Annotated in this window: 19 protein-coding genes; 13 read left to right on the top strand and 6 right to left on the bottom strand. The window is 73.4% G+C overall.

Going from position 1 to position 19,927, the window contains the following annotated elements; genetic code table 11:
• Window positions 1-42: 42 nt before the first annotated feature.
• Both ACSP50_RS04555 and ACSP50_RS04550 read right to left on the bottom strand, forming a co-directional pair.
• On the bottom strand, window positions 43-984 hold the full coding sequence (locus ACSP50_RS04555) for a TauD/TfdA family dioxygenase (RefSeq protein WP_014687981.1): 942 nt from the start codon (window positions 982-984) through the stop codon (window positions 43-45).
• An 86-nt stretch (window positions 985-1,070) separates the two neighbouring features.
• The gene (locus ACSP50_RS04550; RefSeq protein WP_014687980.1) at window positions 1,071-2,855 is read right to left on the bottom strand and encodes a BTAD domain-containing putative transcriptional regulator; all 1,785 of its coding nucleotides are present in this window, start codon (window positions 2,853-2,855) and stop codon (window positions 1,071-1,073) included.
• Window positions 2,856-3,087: 232 nt separating this feature from the next.
• Here ACSP50_RS04550 and ACSP50_RS04545 point away from each other — a divergent pair, with 232 nt between their 5' ends.
• From ACSP50_RS04545 to ACSP50_RS41520, 11 genes are all read left to right on the top strand, one after another.
• The gene (locus tag ACSP50_RS04545; RefSeq protein WP_197688117.1) at window positions 3,088-4,848 is read left to right on the top strand and encodes an ABC transporter ATP-binding protein; all 1,761 of its coding nucleotides are present in this window, start codon (window positions 3,088-3,090) and stop codon (window positions 4,846-4,848) included.
• Between the two features lie 36 nt (window positions 4,849-4,884).
• On the top strand, window positions 4,885-5,016 hold the full coding sequence (locus ACSP50_RS43710) for a keywimysin-related RiPP (protein ID WP_014687977.1): 132 nt from the start codon (window positions 4,885-4,887) through the stop codon (window positions 5,014-5,016).
• Between the two features lie 79 nt (window positions 5,017-5,095).
• Window positions 5,096-6,886, top strand: coding sequence for an asparagine synthase-related protein (locus ACSP50_RS04540; protein ID WP_231956863.1), 1,791 nt, complete (start codon window positions 5,096-5,098; stop codon window positions 6,884-6,886).
• Window positions 6,883-7,137, top strand: coding sequence for a lasso peptide biosynthesis PqqD family chaperone (locus ACSP50_RS04535; protein WP_014687975.1), 255 nt, complete (start codon window positions 6,883-6,885; stop codon window positions 7,135-7,137). Before ACSP50_RS04540 ends, ACSP50_RS04535 begins: the two co-directional genes overlap by 4 nt.
• Entirely contained in the window at window positions 7,134-7,556 is a 423-nt protein-coding gene (locus ACSP50_RS04530; RefSeq protein WP_014687974.1) for a lasso peptide biosynthesis B2 protein, read from the top strand. The genes ACSP50_RS04535 and ACSP50_RS04530 overlap by 4 nt, the downstream gene beginning before the upstream one ends.
• Window positions 7,553-8,089, top strand: coding sequence for a MauE/DoxX family redox-associated membrane protein (locus tag ACSP50_RS04525; RefSeq protein ID WP_014687973.1), 537 nt, complete (start codon window positions 7,553-7,555; stop codon window positions 8,087-8,089). Before ACSP50_RS04530 ends, ACSP50_RS04525 begins: the two co-directional genes overlap by 4 nt.
• A 7-nt stretch (window positions 8,090-8,096) precedes the next feature.
• On the top strand, window positions 8,097-8,600 hold the full coding sequence (locus tag ACSP50_RS04520) for a hypothetical protein (protein WP_014687972.1): 504 nt from the start codon (window positions 8,097-8,099) through the stop codon (window positions 8,598-8,600).
• 6 nt (window positions 8,601-8,606) lie between these two features.
• Window positions 8,607-9,608, top strand: coding sequence for an ornithine cyclodeaminase family protein (locus ACSP50_RS04515; protein ID WP_014687971.1), 1,002 nt, complete (start codon window positions 8,607-8,609; stop codon window positions 9,606-9,608).
• A gap of 33 nt (window positions 9,609-9,641) precedes the next feature.
• Window positions 9,642-10,634 carry a 2,3-diaminopropionate biosynthesis protein SbnA gene (gene sbnA / locus ACSP50_RS04510; RefSeq protein WP_014687970.1) on the top strand — a complete coding sequence of 331 codons (993 nt, stop codon included), beginning with the start codon at window positions 9,642-9,644 and terminating at the stop codon, window positions 10,632-10,634.
• A gap of 22 nt (window positions 10,635-10,656) precedes the next feature.
• Window positions 10,657-11,622, top strand: coding sequence for an ornithine carbamoyltransferase (locus ACSP50_RS04505; protein ID WP_014687969.1), 966 nt, complete (start codon window positions 10,657-10,659; stop codon window positions 11,620-11,622).
• 2 nt (window positions 11,623-11,624) lie between these two features.
• Window positions 11,625-11,792 carry a hypothetical protein gene (locus ACSP50_RS41520; RefSeq protein WP_014687968.1) on the top strand — a complete coding sequence of 56 codons (168 nt, stop codon included), beginning with the start codon at window positions 11,625-11,627 and terminating at the stop codon, window positions 11,790-11,792.
• Between the two features lie 133 nt (window positions 11,793-11,925).
• Here the strand turns inward: ACSP50_RS41520 and ACSP50_RS04500 are convergent, their stop codons facing one another.
• The gene (locus ACSP50_RS04500) at window positions 11,926-13,068 is read right to left on the bottom strand and encodes a hypothetical protein (protein ID WP_014687967.1); all 1,143 of its coding nucleotides are present in this window, start codon (window positions 13,066-13,068) and stop codon (window positions 11,926-11,928) included.
• A gap of 201 nt (window positions 13,069-13,269) precedes the next feature.
• Here ACSP50_RS04500 and ACSP50_RS04495 point away from each other — a divergent pair, with 201 nt between their 5' ends.
• Entirely contained in the window at window positions 13,270-13,944 is a 675-nt protein-coding gene (locus ACSP50_RS04495) for a 4'-phosphopantetheinyl transferase (protein WP_014687966.1), read from the top strand.
• Between the two features lie 567 nt (window positions 13,945-14,511).
• On the opposite strand, the gene ACSP50_RS04490 is transcribed toward ACSP50_RS04495, so the two are convergent.
• The 3 genes from ACSP50_RS04490 to ACSP50_RS04480 all read right to left on the bottom strand — a co-directional run bounded on the left by ACSP50_RS04490 (window position 14,512) and on the right by ACSP50_RS04480 (window position 19,467).
• Window positions 14,512-17,283: a LuxR family transcriptional regulator gene (locus ACSP50_RS04490; protein ID WP_014687965.1), complete on the bottom strand. Its 2,772-nt coding sequence runs from the start codon at window positions 17,281-17,283 to the stop codon at window positions 14,512-14,514.
• 109 nt (window positions 17,284-17,392) lie between these two features.
• Window positions 17,393-19,078: a 2-isopropylmalate synthase gene (locus ACSP50_RS04485; RefSeq protein WP_014687964.1), complete on the bottom strand. Its 1,686-nt coding sequence runs from the start codon at window positions 19,076-19,078 to the stop codon at window positions 17,393-17,395.
• 32 nt (window positions 19,079-19,110) lie between these two features.
• Window positions 19,111-19,467, bottom strand: coding sequence for a hydroxyisourate hydrolase (locus ACSP50_RS04480; RefSeq protein WP_014687963.1), 357 nt, complete (start codon window positions 19,465-19,467; stop codon window positions 19,111-19,113).
• 229 nt (window positions 19,468-19,696) lie between these two features.
• On the opposite strand from ACSP50_RS04480, the gene ACSP50_RS04475 reads away from it, so the two are divergent.
• Window positions 19,697-19,891, top strand: coding sequence for a hypothetical protein (locus tag ACSP50_RS04475; RefSeq protein WP_014687962.1), 195 nt, complete (start codon window positions 19,697-19,699; stop codon window positions 19,889-19,891).
• Window positions 19,892-19,927: the final 36 nt, after the last annotated feature.

Genomic DNA, 19,927 nt, shown 5'->3' with positions numbered 1-19,927 from the left:
CTCTTCTCCTTGAGTGGTGGTGCGGTGATGGGTGGACGGAGGTCAGTCGGTCATCGCGACGAGGACCCGGCGCTGGCCGGTGAACGAGCGCCGCCCGTGCGCGACCAGCAGGTTGTCGAAGACCATGACGTCGCCGACCCGCCAGTCGACGTCGACGGCGTTCTCCAGGCCACGGTCGCGGACCTGGATGACGTACTCGTCGGGGATGGTGGAGCCGTCCGCGAACGTCACGTACTGCGGCAGTTCCTCGGGCGGCAGGATCTGGGCGAGCGCCTTGGCGGTCTCGTCGCCCAGCGCGGCCGGGTGCCACTGGTCGGACTGGTTGAACCAGACCTCGGCGCCGGTCACCGGGTGCCGGGTGGTGGCCGGGCGTGGCTGCTCGACGTGCAGGCTCCCGTCGTTGCGCCAGGTCCACTCGGCGCCGGCAGCGGTCAGGTACTCGTCGACGGCCGCGCGGTCCTCGGTCTCGAAGGTCTGCTGCCAGCTCTTGCCGAGCCCGCGGCCGCCGTGCAGGTTCTGGGTGTACCGCACGCCCCCGGCGAACGCCTCGCGCACCCCGGGGTCGAGCGACTCCAGCCAGAGCTGCGCGTCCACCAGCGGGGTGGCACCGCCGGTCGCCGCGGCGATCTGGCAGTAGAACGCGAGCCGACTGGGCCAGCTGGTCGCGTACGACATCTCGTTGTGCATGGAGATGGTGAACTCGGCCGGATACTCGGTCGAGGTGTACAGGTTCGAGCCGACCTTGGTGCGCGGCGAGTTGCCGTTGACGTACGCGAGCCGGCGCGGCAGCAGCCGGTCGAACACGCCGTCGAGCTCCGCGGGGGTCACCCCGAAGCCCCGGAAGACCAGGGCCTTCTCCTGCACCAGGAGGTCGTCGAGGGCGGTGCCGAGCGAGTCGAGGTGGCCGGCGAGGGCCTCCGGGGTCGCCGCGGTACCGATGTCTTCTGCCGTGATGTCCAACGGCTTCCAGCTGTGGCCGGCCATCGGTGGCCTTCCTTTCCTGACGGGGTCTGCTCGGCGCAGCATGCCGAGCTCGGCTATAGCCGCCCTATACGTGTTGTGCAGGGCTTTCAGCTCGCCGCGCGGGTCACGTCGAGGGTCAGCAGACGCATCAGCCCGGGCATCCGGAACTGGCTGCCGCCGAGGTCGTCGGCCACCACCTCCTCGACCAGGCGGGCCTGCACCAACATGTCGACGACCTGCTCCTTCTCCGCCTCGGAGATGCCGCCGGGCAGGTGCAGCGAGGTCACCGTGAACGCGTCCGGCCCGACGTCGCGGAGCATCGGCAGGCCGCGCCGTGCGGCGTCGGGCAGCGACCGGAAGGCGGAGAGCAGCCGGCCGCGCAGCGACTCGTCGCCCAGGGCCAGCTCGTCGAGACGGCGGGCCGGGTCGGTCAGCCGGTGCGCGAGGCGACGCACCGACCAGAGTGGACGGGCGGCCAGCCGGGCGCCACAGATCCGCAGCGCGGCCGGCAGCGCGTCACAGAATCCGACCACGGCCCGGGCCGCGTCCAGATCGGCGAGGATCCGCTCCTCCCCGGCGACCGCCGCCAGCAGCACGATGCCCTCGGCCGGGCGCATCGGCTCCAGCAGCACGGTGTCGCGCCGGCCGGCGACCGTCAGGGTGGCCCGGCTGATCAGCAGCAGGGTGGCGGCCGGGTGGTTCGGGGTGAGCGCGGCCAGGTCGGCGCCGGCCGGCACGTCGTCCAGGATGACCAGCACCGGGCGGCGGGCGGTGGCGGCCCGGAAGAGCAGACCCAGCTCGTCGGCGCCGCAGCCGGGCTCGACCGGCTCGCCGAGTCCGTAGAGCAGCCGCTTGAGCACCGCGGCGGCGGGCAGCGGCGCGCCGTTCTGGTCGGTCAGCGAGGCGTACGCGATCCGTCCGCCGAAGGCGCCGGCGCACCGGTGCGCGGCCCGCACCGCCAGCGCGGTCTTGCCGGTGCCGACCGCGCCGGTGAGCAGCACCTGCCGGGGCCCGTTGGCGGCCGGCCGGTCGGCGGTGAGCAGCCGCTCCAGCCCGGCCAGCTCGTCGGCCCGGCCGACGAAGTACTGCTCGTCCGGCGGCAGCGTGACCAGCACCGGCTCGGCAGCCCGCACCGGGGCCGGCTCCGGCTCGGCCGTGTCGCTGATCAGCACCTCCTGGTAGGCCAGGGTGAGCGCCTCGCCGGGGCCGACCCCGAGCTGGTCGGCCAGCGTCCGGCGGGCCCGGTCGTAGGCGACCAGCGCCTCCGAGCGCCGCCCGGCCCGGTGCAGGGCCAGCACCAGCTGGGCCCGGAACTGCTCGCGCAGCGGGTAGCGGGCGACCAGCTCGGTGAGCTCCGGGACCAGTTCCAGGCTGCCGCCCAGCTCCAACTCGGCCTCGGCGCGGCGTTCACAGGCCAGCGCGTACGCCTCGTCCAGCCAGGGCAGGTGCCGCTCGCCCAGCGGCTCGGTGACGTTGGCCAGCGCCGGGCCGCGCCACAGCGCGAGGGCGCCGCGCAGGTCGTCGGCGGCCGCCGCCCGGTGTCCCTGGGCGAGTCGCTCGGCGCCACGGGCGGCCAGTTCCTCGAAGGCGAACAGGTCGACGAACGAGTCGCCGATGTCGAGCGTGTAGCCGGCGTGCTCGCGGACGATGCGCACCGCGAAGTCGAGCCGCTTGCGCAGCCGGGAGACGTAGGTGTAAATCTGCGCGTCCACCGTCGCGGGCGGGTCCCAGCCCCACAGCAGAGCACTCAGCTCGGCGTGCGGGACGACCTTTCCCCGGGCCAGCAGGAGTGCGGCGAGAACGGTAGTGATCTTGGAGCCGGGCAGCATGACGCGGCGGTCACGCCGCCACACCTCCACCGGTCCCAGGACACGGAATTCCAGGTCATTCACGGTTCCACCTCCGCGCTCGGCATACACCGAGGCAACGCCCCCGTCGGCTTCGAGCAGATCCAGTGCGACGACGACGTCGCGCTAAGAGGACCCTCGTTCACCCGCCCGGCCGATTCCATAGAGGACCAGCCCGATAGGGGTCGCTCAATGGTTTGCCCCTCGGCCGCAGGGGTCGGGCGCCTCCCGCCCGGGAGATAGCCGGAATATCGAGCCGGGCCGCAACCTCGCCCGCGTGAGAACTCGCGCGCCGCGCCTGCGGCTGCTTCTGCGTCACCTGCGCCCGCACCGCCGCGGCCTGCTGACCGGCGCCGGCCTGATGTTCCTCGGCGGCCTGGCCGGCCTGGCCGCGCCGCTGGCGGTGAAACGCCTGCTCGACTCCCTCGCCGGCGGGGCGCCGGCCGGTGGCGCGGTGGCCCTGCTGGCCGCCCTGCTGGCGGCCGGCGCACTGCTCGGCGCGGTCGGGATGTATCTGCTGGAGGCCACCGCGGAGGGGGTGGTGCTGGGCGCCCGGCGCGGCCTGATCGACCGGCTGCTGCGCCTGCGGGCCGGGGTGCTGGACCGGGCCGCGCCCGGCGACCTGCTGGCCCGGGTCACCGGCGACACCACCCAGCTGCGCGCCGCCGCCACCACCAACCTGGTCGACCTGGCCACCGGGATCTTCCAGGTGACCGGCGCGGTGGTGCTGATGGCCCGGCTCGACCCGGTGCTGCTCGGCGTGGTGGCCGCGGTCCTGGTGCTGGTGCTCGCGGTGACCGCGGTGCTGGCCGGGCGGATCCGCCAGGCCGGGGAGCGGACCCAGGCGGCCGTCGGCGACCTGGGCGCGCTGCTGGAACGGGCGCTCGGCGCGCTGCGCACGATCCAGGCGAACGGCGCCGAGCGGGCCCAGGCGGCGGCCGCGCACCGGGCGGCGACCCGGGCCTGGCGGCGTGGGCGACAGGCGGCCGGCTGGACCGCCGCGGCCGGGCTGGTCAGCGGGGTGGCGGTGCAGGTGGCCTTCGTGGTGGTGCTCGGCGTCGGCGGCGCCTCGGTGGCGGCCGGCCGGCTGACCGTGTCGTCGCTGGTCGCCTTCCTGCTCTACCTGTTCTATCTGGCCGGGCCGGTGGCCCAGCTGGCCGGCGGGATCGCCGGGTTGCAGGGCGGGCTGGCCGCGGCCGGCCGGATCGACGAGGTGCTCCGGCTGCCCGCGGAGACCCCGGATCCGCCGGCCGGGCCGGGCCCGCCGGCCATCGGGCCGCTGTCGGTGGCCTTCCACGGGGTCTCGCTGCGGCACCGCCCGGACGGTCCGGAGGTGCTGCGCGACGTGACCCTGCGGCTCCCGCCGGCCGGGCTGACCGCCCTCGTCGGCCCGTCCGGCGCCGGCAAGAGCACGCTGCTCGCGCTGGTCGAGCGGTTCCGGGAACCGACCGCCGGCCGGGTCGAGGCGGGCGGCCGGGACGTGCGGCACTGGCCGCTGCGCGACCTGCGGGCCCGGATCGGCTACGTCGAGCAGGAAGCGCCGGTGCTGGCCGGCACGCTGCGCGACAACCTGCTGCTGGGGGCCCCGGACGCGTCCGACGAGCGGATCGCCGAGGTGCTCGCCCAGACCGCGCTGACCGCGCTGGTCCGCCGGCTGCCGCACGGCCTGGACACGGTGCTCGGGCACCGCGGGTCGACGCTGTCCGGCGGCGAACGTCAGCGCGTGGCCACCGCCCGCGCCCTGCTCCGCCGGCCCGGCCTGCTGCTGCTCGACGAGCCCACCTCGCACCTGGACGCGGTGAACGAGCAGGCGCTGCGCGACCTGGTCACCCGGGTGGCCCGGACCACCACCGTGCTGATGGCGGCGCACCGGCTGTCCACGGTGACCCGCGCCGACCGGGTGGTGTTGCTGGAGCAGGGCCGGATCCGGGCCGTCGGCACCCACGACGAGCTGCTCGCCCGGGACGGGCTCTATCGCCGGCTGGCCGCGACGCAGCTGCTCGTATCGAGTGGATATAGAGCCGGACCCGATGCTTGACCGGTCCGAGTCACCCACCGAGAGGTAAGCATCGCGATGGCACCGACCACTTACCAGCGCCCGACGCTGACCAAGGGCGGCTCGTTCGCCCGCAAGACCGCCGGCAGCCTCTTCACCAGCTGCCGCGAATCGTTCGTGACCCAGAAGCCGAAGGCCGTCTGCAACTGACGGCATGACTGACCGACCGGAGGGGCGACTCATGGCGCTGTTGCCAGACCTGGCGTCACAAGTGTCATGGTTCGTAGCGGTGCCGGACAACGATGCCGGCCACCGGATGGCAGGGCCACTCCTGCGGACGCCCACCGGCGTTCCGGGTCCCCGCCCGCGGACGCCCACCGGCGTCCCGGGGATGGTCGCCCACGCGTCCGGTCGCCCCTGGCTGGTCGGTCGATGGCAGCCCGGTGAGGCGGTGACGGCCGCGATCGGCCCGAACCGCCTCGCCGCGCTGGGTGAGCACCGGCTCACCGCCGACGACCTGCGGCGGCTCGCGCGCGGCGCGCGCACCGCCGAACAGCTCTGCGAGAGCCTGCGCGGGCAGCCCGGCAGCTTCCACGTGATCGCCGCCGGGCCGGACGGCCTCGCCGTGCAGGGCAGCCTGTCCGGCTTCCGGCGCGTGTACCACCACGGCCCGCTGGCCGGCGACCGCGCCGACGTCCTGGCCGCCGTGATCGGCGCCGGCGTCGACGACGAGGCGCTCGCGGTGCGGCTGCTGAGCCCGTTCGCGCCCTGGCCACTGTTCTGGAATCCGGTCTTTCACCGCATTGCGGCGGTACGCCCGGACGAGCGGCTCGTGGTCGCTCCGGACGGCACGCCGCGCCTCCGGCGCCGCTGGCAGCCGCCCGCACCCACCGTCGACCCGGGCGAGGCGGCCACGTGGCTGCGGGACGCCCTCGCCGCGGCGGTCGCGGTCCGCGGCGCCCCCGGTGACGTGCTGGCCAGTGACCTCAGCGGGATGGATTCCACCTCGCTCTGCGCGCTCGCCGTCCGGGACGGCCGGCACGTGATCGGGCTGACCTGCGTCAGCCCCGACCCGCTCGACGACGACCTGCCCTGGGCCGAGACCGCGGCCCGGGAGCTCGGCAAGGTCACCCACGAGGTGATCGCCGGGGACGCCAGCCCGCTGCCCTACACCGACCTGCACCGGCCGGCCGACGGCTTCGACGAGCCGACCGCCGCGGTGATGTACCGGGCCGGTTTCCTGGGCGCCTCGCGCCGCGCCGCCGGGCACGGTGCCCGGGTACGGCTCACCGGCTTCGGCGGCGACGAGTTGCTCACCGCCGATCCGGCCCTGCAGCTCAGCCTGCTGCGCACCGACCCCCGGGCGGCGATCCGCAACCTGCGGCTGCTGCGCTCGGCGTACCGCTGGGGCCGCACCGCGACGCTGCGCGCGGCGTTCGACCGTCGCCCGTACGGCACCTGGCTGGCCTCGCTGACCGGTGACGGTGACGCGGGCGCCGGACCGATGCTCGGCTGGGGTCCGCCGGCCGCGCTGGCGCCCTGGGTCAGCCCGGACGCGCGGGCCACCGTCCGGCGGATCCTGCGGGAGCAGGCCGCTTCGGCCACTCCCCTGCTCGACGACCGTGGGCTGCACGGCCGGCTGGCCGGGCTGCACGCCGGGGCGGCCGCCGCCCGGCACCTGGCCCAGGCCTCCCGCCGGACCGGGGTCACCGTGGCCCTGCCCTATCTGGACGACGCCGTGGTCGAGGCGGCGCTGAGCGTGCGCCTGGCCGGCGTCGCCTCGCCCCGGCAGTACAAGCCGCTGCTCGCCCTGGCCATGCGGGACGTGCTGCCGGAGCCGGTGCGCCACCGCTCCACCAAGGCGGACACCTCGATCGCCGCGCTCCGGGGCGCCGACGAGCACCGCGGCACGCTGCTCGACCTGGCCGACCGGTCCCAGCTCGCCGACCGCGGCCTGATCGACGCCGCGGCGCTGCGGGCCGCCCTGACGGCGCCCGGTGACCGCACCTTCTACGACCTCGACCAGACCCTCGCGGCCGAGGCCTGGCTGCGCGTCCCGGGAAACGGAGATGCCCGATGAACTGGACCCTGCCGGCCCACGTGGCCTGGACCCCGACCGAGTACGGCGGGGTACTGCTGGACTCGGCGATCGGCGAGTACTGGACGCTGAACGCGACCGCCGCCACCATGCTCGACTGCCTGCTGGCCGGCCCGTCCCCGGCCACCGACCGGCTGGCCGCCGACCTCGGTGCCGACCCGGCGACGATCGCCGCCGACCTGGCCGAGTTCCTCGGTGAGCTGCGCGGCGCCGGTCTGGTGGTGGCGAGATGACCACCGAGCAGGTGCTCGCGCACCGGCCGAGCCGGCTGGGCCGGCGGCTGACGGTGCTCGCCGTGGTGGCCTTCGCCCGGGTGCTGGCACACCGGTCACCGGACCTGATCTGCCGGGTGCTGCGCCGGATCAGCCGCGGCGCCCGACCGGCCACCCGTCAGGAGGCCGCCGCGGCCCGCCGGGACACCGTGGCGAACAGCGCGTTCTGCGCCGGCCCGGTCGGCTGCCTGCCCCGGTCGATCGCCACCGCGCTGCTCTGCCGCCAGCGGGGCGCCTGGCCGGACTGGGTGGCCGGGGTGCGCCGGCACCCGCCGTTCGGCGCGCACGCCTGGGTCGAGGTCGACGGGGTGGCGGTGGACGAGCCGTACCCGGACGGGTTCCACATCCCGATGCTCACCGTCCGGAGCCCGTCGCGATGACCACCACGCTGCTCTACCTCTCCTGGACCGGCCGGGGTGCCCTGGCCATGGTCTTCGCCGCGTCGGTGCTGGCCAAGACGCACCGGGTGGCGGCGTTCACCCGTTTCCGGCAGGCCACCGCCACGCTGACCGGGCAGTCCGGCCGGCGCGCCGGGGTGCTCGCCGTGCTGACCGTCGCCGCCGAGACCGCGGTCGCCGCCGGGTCGGTCGTCGCGCGCACCGCGCCGTGGGCCGCGGCCGGCGCGATCGGGCTGCTGGCGCTCTTCACCTGGCGGCTGGGCGCGATGCCGGACACCGCCTTCGCCTGCGGGTGCTTCGGCACCGCCGCGATCGGCCGCCGGGCCGCACTGATCCGCAACGGGCTGCTGCTGGCGATCGCCGCGATCGCCCTGGCCGGCACCCTCGGCGGCGGCCCCGCCGGCCGGAGCACCGGCCCGGCCGGTCCGCTGGTCTGCGCGGCCGCCGCGGCGCTGCTGACCACGCTGGTGGTCCGGATCGGCGACGTCACGGCCGTGTTCCCGGCCCGGCGGTGAGAGCCCGATGAGTGCCCTGATCGCCGCCGTCGTCGTGCTCGCCCTGGTCGTCGCGTTCCACACCGCGCTGATCGTGGCGCTGATCCGCCGCCTGCGGTACCACGCCGAACTGCTGGTCGACATCGAGGAGCGGGGTGTGCCGGCCCGGGCCCTGCCCCGCGGCGCGGTCCTGGCCGCGGGGCTCGGTCTGCTCGCCCCGGACACCGACACCCTGGTCGCGTTCTTCTCCCCCACCTGCGACCGGTGCCGCCGGGACCGCGCCGCGTTCGGCCGGGTCGCGGCCGGCTGGGATCGGGCGGTCGCGGTGGTCTCCGGGCCGGACGCGTCCGCCGGCTTCCTCGCCGGGGCCGTCCCGGCCGCCCGGGTGGTGGTGGACGCCGACGGGTCGCTGCGTCACGCGTTCGGGATCCGGCACTTCCCGGCCCTGTTCGTGGTCTCCCCGGACGGGCGGCTGGCCTGGACCGGGATGCACGCCTCCGCGATTCCCCCCAGTTCCTCCGAGAAGAAGTGAGACACCATGACGAGCGAGAGCATCCGTTTCCTCAACCGCGCCGACGTCGCGGCCTGTCTGTCCAAGATGGATGCGGCCGAGGTGGTCGCGCAGACCCTGCGGGATCACACGTCGGGCCGCACCGAGCTACCCCCCGAAGGGTATCTGAGCTGGTCGAACAGTGCCGGTGCGTACAGCCGGGCGATCGCCATGCTGGGAGCCGTGCCGGACGGTGCGGCCATGGCGTACGGAATGAAATTGATCAACGCCTCGGTCGGCAACCCGGGCCGCGGCCTGGAGCGGGCCGGGGGGCTGAGCTTCGCCTTCGACCCGGAGACCGCGCGCCCGGCGGTGGTTGCCGAGGCCGGGCTGCTCAGCGCGGTCCGGACCGCGACCTACACCGTGGTCAGCCTGCGGGAGCTCGGGCCGGAATCGTTCGACACGGTCAGCCTGATCGGCACCGGCACGCTGGCCCGGGTGCACCTGGAGGCGATCGCCGACGCCTTCCCCGCGGTGCGCCGGGCCGTCGTCTTCGACCTCGACCCGGCACGCGCCGCCGCGTTCCGGGACGATTTCGCCGCCCGCCGCCCGGAGCTGACGGTCACCGTCGCGGACAGCGCCCGCCACGCGGCCGGCGCCGCCCCGGTGCTGATCACCGTGACCACCAGCAACGACCCGTACATCCCGGCGTCCTGGCTGGCCGGCGGCTCGTTCGTGGCGCACGTGTCCCTCGACGACCTGACCGGGGAGGCGTTCCGCGGCGCCGAGGCGGTCTTCGTCGACGACCTCGAACTGATCCGGGACAACCCCCGCCGGATCATGGGCCGGCTCCTCCAGGAGGGCGTGCTCACCGGCGGCGACGGCAGCCTCGGCGAGGTGCTGACCGGCCGCCGGCCGGCCCGGCGGCCCGGTTCCGGATACGTCATCAGCAACCCGTTCGGCATGGCCGTCCTGGACGTCGCCCTGATCCACGCCGTCGCGCAGGTGGCGCGGGAAACCGGCGCCGGGCAGCTCCTCGACCTGCTCTGACCCGCACATCCGACCTTTTCCGTGGAGCTACCGTTGATCATCGAATCCGCGCTGGATCTCCGATTTCCCGACGTCTTCCTCGAACTCTCCGGGTTCCTCCCGGACAGCCGCCTCTACCTCAAGATCGAGGCGATGAACCTGGCCGGCTCGATCAAGTTCAAGCCGGCCCTCGCCATGATCGACGACCTGGAGCAGCGCGGGCTGCTCCGGCCCGGCAGCCGGGTGATCGAATCGTCCTCCGGCAACCTCGGCATCGCGCTGAGCATCGTCTGCAACGCCCGCGGCTACCAGTTCACCTGCGTCACCGACAAGAACACCGCGCCGGCCACCATCGAGCTGATGCGGGCGTACGGCGCCCGGGTCGTGGTGATCGACAAACGCGACCCGAACGGCGGGTACCTGTCGATGCGCCTCGCCTACCTGCAGGACCGCATCCGGGCCGACCCGATGCTGGTCTGGCCCAACCAGTACGCCAACCCGATCAACACGATGGCCCACTACCACACCACCGCGGCCGAGATACTCCAGCAGTTCCCCGAGGTCGACGCGGTGTTCGTGGGGGCCGGCACGACCGGCACGCTGACCGGTTGCGCGCAGTACTTCGCCCGGCACCGGCCACAGACCCGGGTGTTCGCGGTCGACATCATCGGCTCGACCACCTTCGGCACCCCGCCCGGCCGGCGACACATCCCGGGGCTGGGCACCAGCCGCACCCCGGCGATCGCCTCCCTGCAGCACGTCACCGATCTGGTGATGGTCTCCGAGCACGAGACGGTGAAAACCTGCCGGCGGCTGCGCGACCGGCACCACGTGCTGGTCGGCGGCTCGACCGGCGCGGTGCTCACCGGGGTGGCGGACCGGGCCGCCCTGTTGCGCCCCGGCTCGGTGGTGGTGGCGATCAGCCCCGATCTGGGCGACCGCTACGCCGGCTCGCTGTACAACCCGGCCTGGGTCGCCGAACGCGAACTGGACCGCCCGCCCGCACCGGTGGAACCGCTCGACATTCCCGTCCCCGACCTCGTCTGAGGCGTCCCGTACCGGAGGAAAAATGTCCACATCGGAGGCCTTCACCGGCCTGCCGCCGCGGCGCGAGCCGGGCGGCCTGCTCACCCTCGCCGACCTCACCCCGGACCGGCTGGCCGGCCTGGCGCGCCGCTCGGTCGAGCTGTACCGCGACCGCACCGCGCACCACGACCCGCTGCAGGGCCTGCTGATCGGCATCGTCTTCACCCGCACCTCCACCCGCACCCGGACCGCCTTCACCGCCGGCGTCGAACGGCTCGGCGGCCGGGCGATCGGCTACGGGCCGGGCGACCTGCAGACCAACACCGGCGAGTCGCTGGCCGACACCGCCCGGATGTTCGGTCTGATGCTCGACGGGATCGTCACCCGCACCGCCGGCCCGCTCGCCGACATGCGGCTGCTCTCCGCCGAGAGCGGTCTGCCGGTGATCAACGCGATGGCCGCCGAGGAGCACCCCACCCAGGGCATCTGCGACCTGGCCACGATCCTGCTGCACCGCGGATCGCTGGACGGGGCCCGGGTGCTCTACGTCGGCGAGGGCAACAACACCGCGACCGCCCTCGCGCAGGGCCTCAGCGCGTTCGCCGGCACCGAGTTGCACCTGCTCACCCCGGACGGCTACGGGCTGCCCGAGGACGCCCTGAAGGCGGCCACCGCGCGGGCCGCCGGCAACGGCGGCCACGTCACCGAGTCGCACGATCCGCGCGACGTGCCGGCCGGTGCCGAGTTCGTCTACACCACCCGCTGGCAGACCACCGGCACCAGCAAGCCCGACGCGGCGTGGCGGGAGACCTTCCGGCCGTTCCACATCGACGATCAATTTCTGGGGCGTACGCCGGATGCCCTCTTCCTGCACGACCTGCCCGCCCACCGTGGCGAGGAGGTCTCCGGCGCGGTCCTCGACGGCCCACGCTCGGTCGCCTGGTCACAGGCGCGGATGAAGCTGTGCAGCGCGATGGCGGTGCTCGAGTACGCGTTCGGCCGGGACTGACGATGACCGACGATCTGGCGACCCGGATCGCCGGTCTGCTGCGCCGGGCGCATCCCCTGCGGATGGGCTCGGCGATCCGGCAGGCCGACGAACTTCTCACGGACATCGGGCCGGCCGGTCGGGCAGCGGTCCTGGAACGCGCGATCCATCTGGCCCTGCACGGCGAATGACGCGAGGCGCCCGGCGATCCCATGATCGCCGGGCGCATGGTCATCGGCCCTCCGCCCCGAAGCGACGACGACCCGCCCGCCGCACGCCGGGCGGATCGTCGTCGCCGCTGCTCGGACGCCGAGGGGTCGTCGATCAGCTCGGCGCGCCGGCCGACCGCCACAGGTGCGGGCCGGTCAGCTTGCCCGCCGCGTCCCGGCCCTCGGCCAGCAGCCAGGAGCCGCCACCCGGAATAGCCGCCAGATCCTCGACGTCGGTGGTGGTCGGATACGGTCCCGCGATGCTCTGCCAGGCCGACCCGCCCCACCGGTACAGCGCCCCGCCGGGGATCCTGTCGCTGCTCCAGCGCGGCCGCAGACCGGCATACCAGTCGGCGCCGAACTTCACCACCTCGGCGCTCCAGACACCGCCGTCGACGGTGGTCCCGCAGATGTCCGGCGCGCGGGTGAAACCGGATCCGGTCGCGTGCAGCGTGATGCCGCACGAGGACGCGCCCTTGGGGAACCTGCTGCCGGTGATCCACAGGTCGTCCGACGTCCCGGTCACCTGATTGCCCCGGCCGTCACCGTCCGGCATCGCCACGACCGACCAGGAGACGCCGTTGAACCGGGCGGCGCTCATCCGGAACGTGTCGCTGGCCGGGTAGCCGGTGCCGGCCGTCCAGATCTCGGTGTCGCTGATCTTGTGGATGGTGCCGGCGCCGCCCCGGTTGACCCCGGCCGGCAACCGGGTGATCTTCCAGGAGACGCCGTCCCAGTGCGCGACGGCGGCGTTGATGTCCCCACCGGCCCGATCGTCACCGGCGATCCACACGTCGTCCGGGCCCTCGACCTCCGCGGCGGCCGGCTGGAACTTCATGCCCGGCGTCGAGTGCGCGGTCCAGGTCGAGCCGTTCCAGTGGTAGGCGGCGAAGGTGAAGTCCGTCCCGGTCGGCGCGAAGGTCCACTGGTCGTCGAGCGAGGCGGCGGCGTAGATCGGCCGGCCGTTCGCCTTGATCGCCGGAGTCGCCAGTTCGGACCACACGGAGCCGGTCCACTGGAAGGTCTGGAACTTGGAGGTGCACTCGAAGCAGATGGTGGGCTGCGTCAAGGCGTAGATCAACGCGGCGTCCGGGCCGAACGCCCGGATCTCCGCGGAGACGATCTTGCGGTCGGTGCCGACCGGCACCGGGACGGCCGTCCAGGCGGCCGCCGCGGTGGCCGGCGCCTGGACGGCGAGCGAGAGACCGGCGGCGACCAGCGCGCCGGCGGCCACGAGGGCGGTTGTACGACGAATCAAGACGGTGGCTCCTCCACGCGAGGTGACTGGGCGCCCAGTCTTCGACGGACGTCTATTGCCGCCTTATATCGCATCCGGCCCGTGCCCCTACCGACCGGTAAAAGGTGCCGCGCCGGTTCCCCGGTCCGGGGCGCCTCCGTACGCTCGGGTCATGTCCATTGTCGAGAGGGTGCCCGCCTTCTCACCGCCGCGGAGGCCGCGATGATCGAGTCCATCCTGCCCAGCGCCGTCACCGCGGTCGACACGTTCCAGGACCCGCCGGAGGCCGGCCTCTTCCCCGAGGAGGAGTTGCTGGTCAGCACGGCGGTGGCGAAACGTCGGGCGGAGTTCGCCACCGGTCGCTGGTGCGCCCGGCAGGCGATGCTGCGGCTCGGTCACCGGCCGGCCGCGATCCTGCCCGGCCCGCGCGGCGAGCCCCAGTGGCCCACCGGCCTGGTCGGCAGCATCACCCACTGCGCCGGCTACCGCGCCGCCGTGGTCGCGCCGGCCCCGCAGGTCACCACCGTGGGCATCGACGCCGAACCGCACGAGGCGATGCCGGCCGGCGTCCTGGAGGCGGTCTCCCAGGCGGCCGAACGCGACCACCTGGCCGCCCTGACCCGGTACCAGCCGGGCGTGCACTGGGACCGGCTGCTGTTCAGCGCCAAGGAGTCGGTGTACAAGGCGTGGTATCCACTGACCGCCCGCTGGCTCGACTTCGACGACGCCACCGTCACCTTCGACCCGGCGGCGGGCACCTTCAATGCCCGCCTCTCGGTGACCGGCGCGCGCCTGCACGGGCGCGAACTGACCGGCTTCAGCGGCCGCTGGGTGGTCGGCAACGGCATCCTGGTCACCGCCATCGCCGTCCTCGCCCCGGTTCCCGCCCTGCTCTGACCCCAGTAGGCGCCCTCAGCCATCGGCCGCGCCACCGCTGCCACCGCGCCACCGCGCCACCGCGCCACCGGGCCACCGGGCCACCGGGCCACCGGGCCACCGGGATCACCCTCCACCACTGGCGCTGCCCACCGTGCCGCCATCAGTCCTCGCACGCTGCCTCCTTCCTCTTCGCCACTTCGTGGCTTTCCTGCCTCGTTCCACGCCGGCACGCACCGCCTTCGGCATCTCGATTCCTCGTTGAAGTGAAGAAGGGCCCGGCCGCATGGCCGGACCCTTCTTCACTTGGGGGAGGGAGCTTTGAGGATGTTCGGGAGGGCGTAGGCCAGCCTGCGGGTCCGAGGCCGGCGGGGTGGCCGGCGGGCCTCCGGGTGGAAGGCCGGGGCCGCGGCCGGCGGCGTGGCCGGCAGGCCTCCGGGTGGAAGGCCGAGGCCGCGGCCGGCGGCGTGGCCGGCAGGCCTCCGGGTGGAACTCCTAGGCCGCGACCGGCGGCGTGGCCGGCAGGCCTTCGGGTGGAGGGCTGCGGCCGGCGGCGTGGGGGTCGGGCCGCCGCCGGCCGCAGCCCGGTCAGTTGGCGGTGGCGTGGTCGCGGAGGAGGTGGGCCGGAAGGTCGGTGCGCCGGTGCACGTCCAGCTTGCGGTAGACGCGGGTCAGGTGCTGCTCCACCGTGCTGACCGTGATGTACAGCTTGGTGGCGATCTCCCGGTTGGTGTAGCCGTCGGCCGCCAGGATCGCGACTCGACGTTCGGCGTCGCTGAGGGTGACTGCCCCGGCGGCCAGGTTCAGGGCCGTCGCCGTCTCGGCCTCGTCGCCGCCCAGCTCGGGGCTGAGCGTGGCGAGCAGCGGCTCGGCCTCGGTCTTGTCGGCCAGGGCCCGGGCCCGCCGGGCGATCATGCCGGCCCGCCGGGACTCGCCGACCGCCTCGTACGCCCCGGTGAGGTCGACCAGAGCGCGGGCCTGCTCGTACTCGTCGCCGGCCTGCAGGTCGACGGACTGGCGCAGGAACATCGGGCGGTGCCGGGGCTGGCTGGTCGCCGCGTACAGCCGCATTGCCATGCCCTGGACCCTCGGGTTGTTCTTGGCGCAACGGTTCAGCTGGTCCTCGATCAGCTCGTGGGCCCGGTCGGGCAGACCGGCCAGCAGCAGCGCCTCGGCCATGTCGACCCGCCACGGCACCAGGCCGGGCACGTCGAGGTGCCATTTGCCGGCCAGTTCCCCGCACAGTTCGAAGTCGCGCAGGGCCAGCTGGAGCTGCCCGATCGCCATGCTGTACCGGCCGCGGGCCTGCAGGTAGTGCAGTCCGTAGCGGGTGTGGAACATCTCCTCCGGCACCGGCTGGTCGAGCTGTTCACGGACCAGGTCGTAGCGGCCCATCGCGGTGGCCGCCAGCATCATCGGCGCGACCGCGGCGCCGATCGCCACCCCCCAGCTGGCCGGCGGCATGGTGTCGAGGGCGAACCTGGCGTGCCGGACGGCGGCGGGCAGGTCGCCGAGGCGCAGCGATACTTCGGCGCGGATCGCGGACAGCCGGGCCAGCCGGCTCGGCGCGCGGCGGGTGACCGCCTCCTCGACGAACAGGTCGCACCAGGACGCCGCCTGGTCGCACCAGCCACCGTAGGTGAGGGTGAGCAGCGCGCTCTCCACCGTGTCCAGGCTCATCTCGTCCAGCCGGGAGTTGTGCAGGATCCGCTGCACCGCGGTGGCGATCTTCTCGGACGGGCCGCGGGTGAGCACCGTGGCCAGCGCGGTCGCCGCTTCCAGCCGGTGGCTGGCGGCGACCGTCGACACGGCCGGCGGCCGCTCGGACGGCTGGCGCAGCAGCGCGAAGAACGGCGGGTAGGTGCAGCGCAGCAGGGGCCGGGCGATCGCCAGTTCGGTCATGCCCTCCTGGTCGAGGTCGTCGGTGACCGCGTTCAGGTGGTCGAAGACCGTGCGTGCCGAGCTGAACTGGCCGTCCCAGAGCAGCGCTTTGGTGAGCGCCAGGGCGTCGCCGCCGAGCAGGAATCCGCGCTGCAGGGCGGCGGTCAGCTCGGGCAGGTACGCGGTGGAGGTGCCCGGGTTGATCCGCCAGGCGGCCCGCAGCATGGTCGTCATGATCTTCGCCCGGTGCGGTCCGTCGGCGCAGGTCTGCCAGGCCAGCCGGAGGTAGCCGATGGCGGTGTCCACCCGGCCCTCCCGCAGCCCCTGCCGGGCCGCCTCCTCCAGCACCGGGACGGCCCACGGGTCGTCCGCGCGACCGGCGCCGAGCAGCTGGTCGGCGACCACCCGGGTGGCGGCGCCACCGTAGTGGGCGAGCACCGCGGCCCGCCGGTGCATCTCGCGGCGTTCCGTGTCGGGGATCTCGGCGAGCACCGCTTCCCGGGCGACCGGGTGCCGGTATTCGCCGTTGTGCAGCACCCCGGCGGTGGTCAGGGCGCGCAGCGCCTGGCCGATGTGCGCCGCGTCGACGCCGAGCAGCTGGTCCAGGAGTCCGGTTTCGGGCAGGATCGCGGCGCCCCGGGCCACTTCGGCCAGCTGTGGGTCGATCCGGTGCAGGCAGGACACGACGGCCCGGGCGTAGTGGCCGGCGGTGACCGGTTCGCCGTCCGCGGCGCCGCCCTCGGCGAGCACCTGCCGGTGGTCGGCGACCAGGCCGGTGACCAGCAGCGGGTTGCCGCCGGTGAGCTGGTGCCAGCGCGGCGCGATCCGGTCGGCCTGCTCCGGGTCGAGCACCTCGGCGGCCATCCGGCGCACGCCTTCGGGGCTGAGCGCGGCGACCGACAGGTGCGCGCCCTGCGGCGGCCGGCTCAGCGCCTCGAGTTCGACCGCGGGTTCGTCCGGCCGGGCGTACGAGGAGAGGCTGAACACCGCGAGCATCGGCGCGAACCGCACCCGGCGGGCCAGGTAGGAGAGGCAGAGCAGGGATGCCGGGTCGGCCTGGTCGATGTCGTCGACCACGACCACCAGCGGGTAGCGCTGCGACAGGTCCAGCAGGATGGTGCAGAGCGCGTGCACGATCTGCGGGTCCAGCCGGGCGGCGCCGTCCGGGCCGGCCGGGATGCTCTGGGCGCCCTCGTGCAGCAGGTCCATCGCCCGCCGGCTGTCCTCGGCGACCAGCGGCGCGTCCATCAGCAGCTGGCCGAAGACGCCGAGCGGGAGGTCCCGTTCGCTGCGCGCGCCGACCGCGGTGATGGCCAGGCCGTTCAGGTCGACCACCCGTTCGGCGAAGGTGTTCAGCAGTTCGGTCTTACCGGTGGCCACGGAACCCGTGACCATGGCGACCCGTCCCTTTCCGGCGACGGCGGCTGCCAGAAGGCTGTCCAGCACCGCCATCACGCCGTCCCGTTCCACCAGTTCCATGACTTCTTCCTCGTTTTCCGCGAGCGCTTCCGGCTTCGACACCCTGTACGCTACGGGCCTGCCTTGTCGGTCCGTTATCTCTCGCCTATCGCGGTTGACCTGCGCTTATTCAGCTGGCGCGGGCCATCGGATAGGGAGTTTCGTCGATTCGATAGGCGCCCCGCGGCCGCTCGGCGGGCCGGCCCAGGCGGGCCGCGGCGGAGCGGACGGCGGCCAGGATCGCCGACTCCACGTCGTCGTCGGCGGCGACGCCCCAGAGCGTCCGTTCCCCGGCGCGCAGCTCGGCGTAGACGCCGGTCGCGGTGCCGTCGGCCAGCCCGGTGCCGGTGCGGTGCACCGCGCGCAGGTCGATCCGCCAGGCGGCGAGGCTCTGCTTGACCCGCTCGACCGCGTCCGCCCGCACCGCGCCGACCTCGAACGCGTGACCGTCGACGTGCAGGGTGACCGGCACCGCCTCGCGCAGCGGCAGTGGCACGGACAGCAGCGGCCGGGACACGTACTCCCGGGTGAAGAGCTCGACGATCCGGTCGCTGTCGATCGGGCCGCCCTCCGCGTCGGCCCGGGCCTGCACCAGTGCGGCGAACTCGCGCTGCAGGTCGCGGGGCAGATGCAGACCCAGGCAGGAGCTGATGACGTACGCGACGCCACCCTTGCCGGACTGACTGTTGATCCGCACCACGCTCTCGTAGGTGCGCCCGACGTCGTCCGGGTCGATCGGCAGGTACGGGATCTCCCAGCGCTGGTCGCCGGTCCGTTTCCGCTCGTCGAAGCCCTTCTTGATGGCGTCCTGATGGGAGCCGGAGAAGGCGGTGTAGACGAGGTCGCCGGCGTACGGGTGGCGCGGGTGCACCGGAATCTCGGTGCAGTACTCGACGACCCGGCGGACCTCGTTGATGTCGGAGAAGTCGATGCCCGGGTCGACGCCCTGGCTGAACATGTTGAGCCCGAGGGTAACCAGGTCGACGTTGCCGGCCCGCTCACCGTTGCCGAGCAGGCAGCCTTCGATCCGCTGCGCGCCGGCGAGCAGCGCCATCTCGGCGGTCGCCACCCCGGTGCCCCGGTCGTTGTGCGGGTGCACGGAGAGGCAGACGTGGTCGCGCCGGCTCAGGTTCCGGTCCAGCCACTCGATCTGGTCGGCGAAGACGTTCGGGGTCGCCCGTTCCACAGTGGTCGGGAAGTTCAGGATGATCGGGCGGTCCGCCGCCGGCTGCCACACGTCCATCACCGCTTCGCAGACCTCCAGCGAGAAGTCCAGCTCGGTGTCGTTGAACAGTTCCGGGGAGTACTGGAAGCCGAGGTCGCAGCCGGCGAGGGTGCGGTCGGCGTACTTGAGCATCAGCCGGGTGCTCTGCACCGCGAGCTCCTTGCACTCGGCCCGGTCCATGCCGAAGACCACCCGGCGAAACTGCGGCGAGGTGGCGTTGTAGATGTGGATGGTGGCCCGCGGCGCGCCGGCCAGGCTGTCCACGGTGCGCCGGATCAGCTCGTCGCGGGCCTGCACCAGCACCGAGATCCGGACGTCGTCCGGGATCAGGTCCTCCTCGATGAGCAGGCGCAGGAAATCGTGGTCGTCCCGGCTGGCGACCGGGAATCCGACCTCGATCTCCTTGTAGCCCATCGCGGTGAGCAGCCGGAACATCGTGAGTTTGCGGTCCGGGCCCATCGGGTTGACCAGCGACTGGTTGCCGTCGCGCAGGTCGGTGGAGAGCCAGCGTGGCGCCGAGGTGATGGTCCGTCCGGGCCAGGTGCGTTCCGGGAACGTCGGCGTGAACGGCCGGACGTACTTGTTCCCCATTGATTCCCCCTGATTTCTAGGACGGGACCGGATCAGTCCCGGAAGCCGAAATACATCGAGTAGGAGTAGGGCGCGAGCCGTACCTGGACCTGACAGCTGTCGGATTCCCCGGTCAATCGCACGACGACCGAGACCTCCTTGTACGCGGTGCTCAGGCCGAGCGTCGCGAAGTAGGCGTTGCTGTCGAAGACGAGTTGGTACGGGCCGCGGCCGAGACGCTTCTCGGTCCAGGCGCGCACGTATCCCTCGTGGTCGGTCTCGGCGTGATCCACGGTCACCCAGTCGTCCAGTTCGTGCCCCAGGTCGGAGATCTTCCGCTGGAGCCGGACCTGCACACCCGCGGCCGGCCGGCCGTACACGACGTCCACTGCTTGCGCGGAGATACTCATGAAACTCTCACCCTGCCGTCCGGTTCCGCGGCGCCATCGCCCATTGGCGACATACTCCGTTATCGCGTTATCGCCGCACGATCCTTTCGTTATCGTCGACGGCCATCGCCGGAAAGCCGGTCAATGGATCGCTTGATAACACGGCGATAGGGGAGGCCCCTAGCGTCAATGGCGTCGACACGGTGAGCACCGGGTCGAAACTCCTCGAAATTGAAAGGCGTACATTCCCATGCGTAAGTTCACCCGCCGCAGCGCCCGTTTCGTCGTCGCCGCCGTCGCCGCCGCCGTGCTCGCCGTCCTCGGCGCCGCCACTGCCGACAGCAACGACACGACGCCTGCGCAGCCCGGCACGCCGGCCGGCACCAGCGTGGCCACCGGCGCCGACGACACCACGATCAGCGGCACCTGGCCCTGGGAAGGGTGAATTGCCCGCCACGCGAAAAGGGAAGGCATCCGACCG

Source organism: Actinoplanes sp. SE50/110 (genome assembly GCF_900119315.1).
In the GTDB taxonomy this organism is placed as follows: domain Bacteria; phylum Actinomycetota; class Actinomycetes; order Mycobacteriales; family Micromonosporaceae; genus Actinoplanes.
This window is presented reverse-complemented; position numbering and strand designations above follow the sequence as displayed.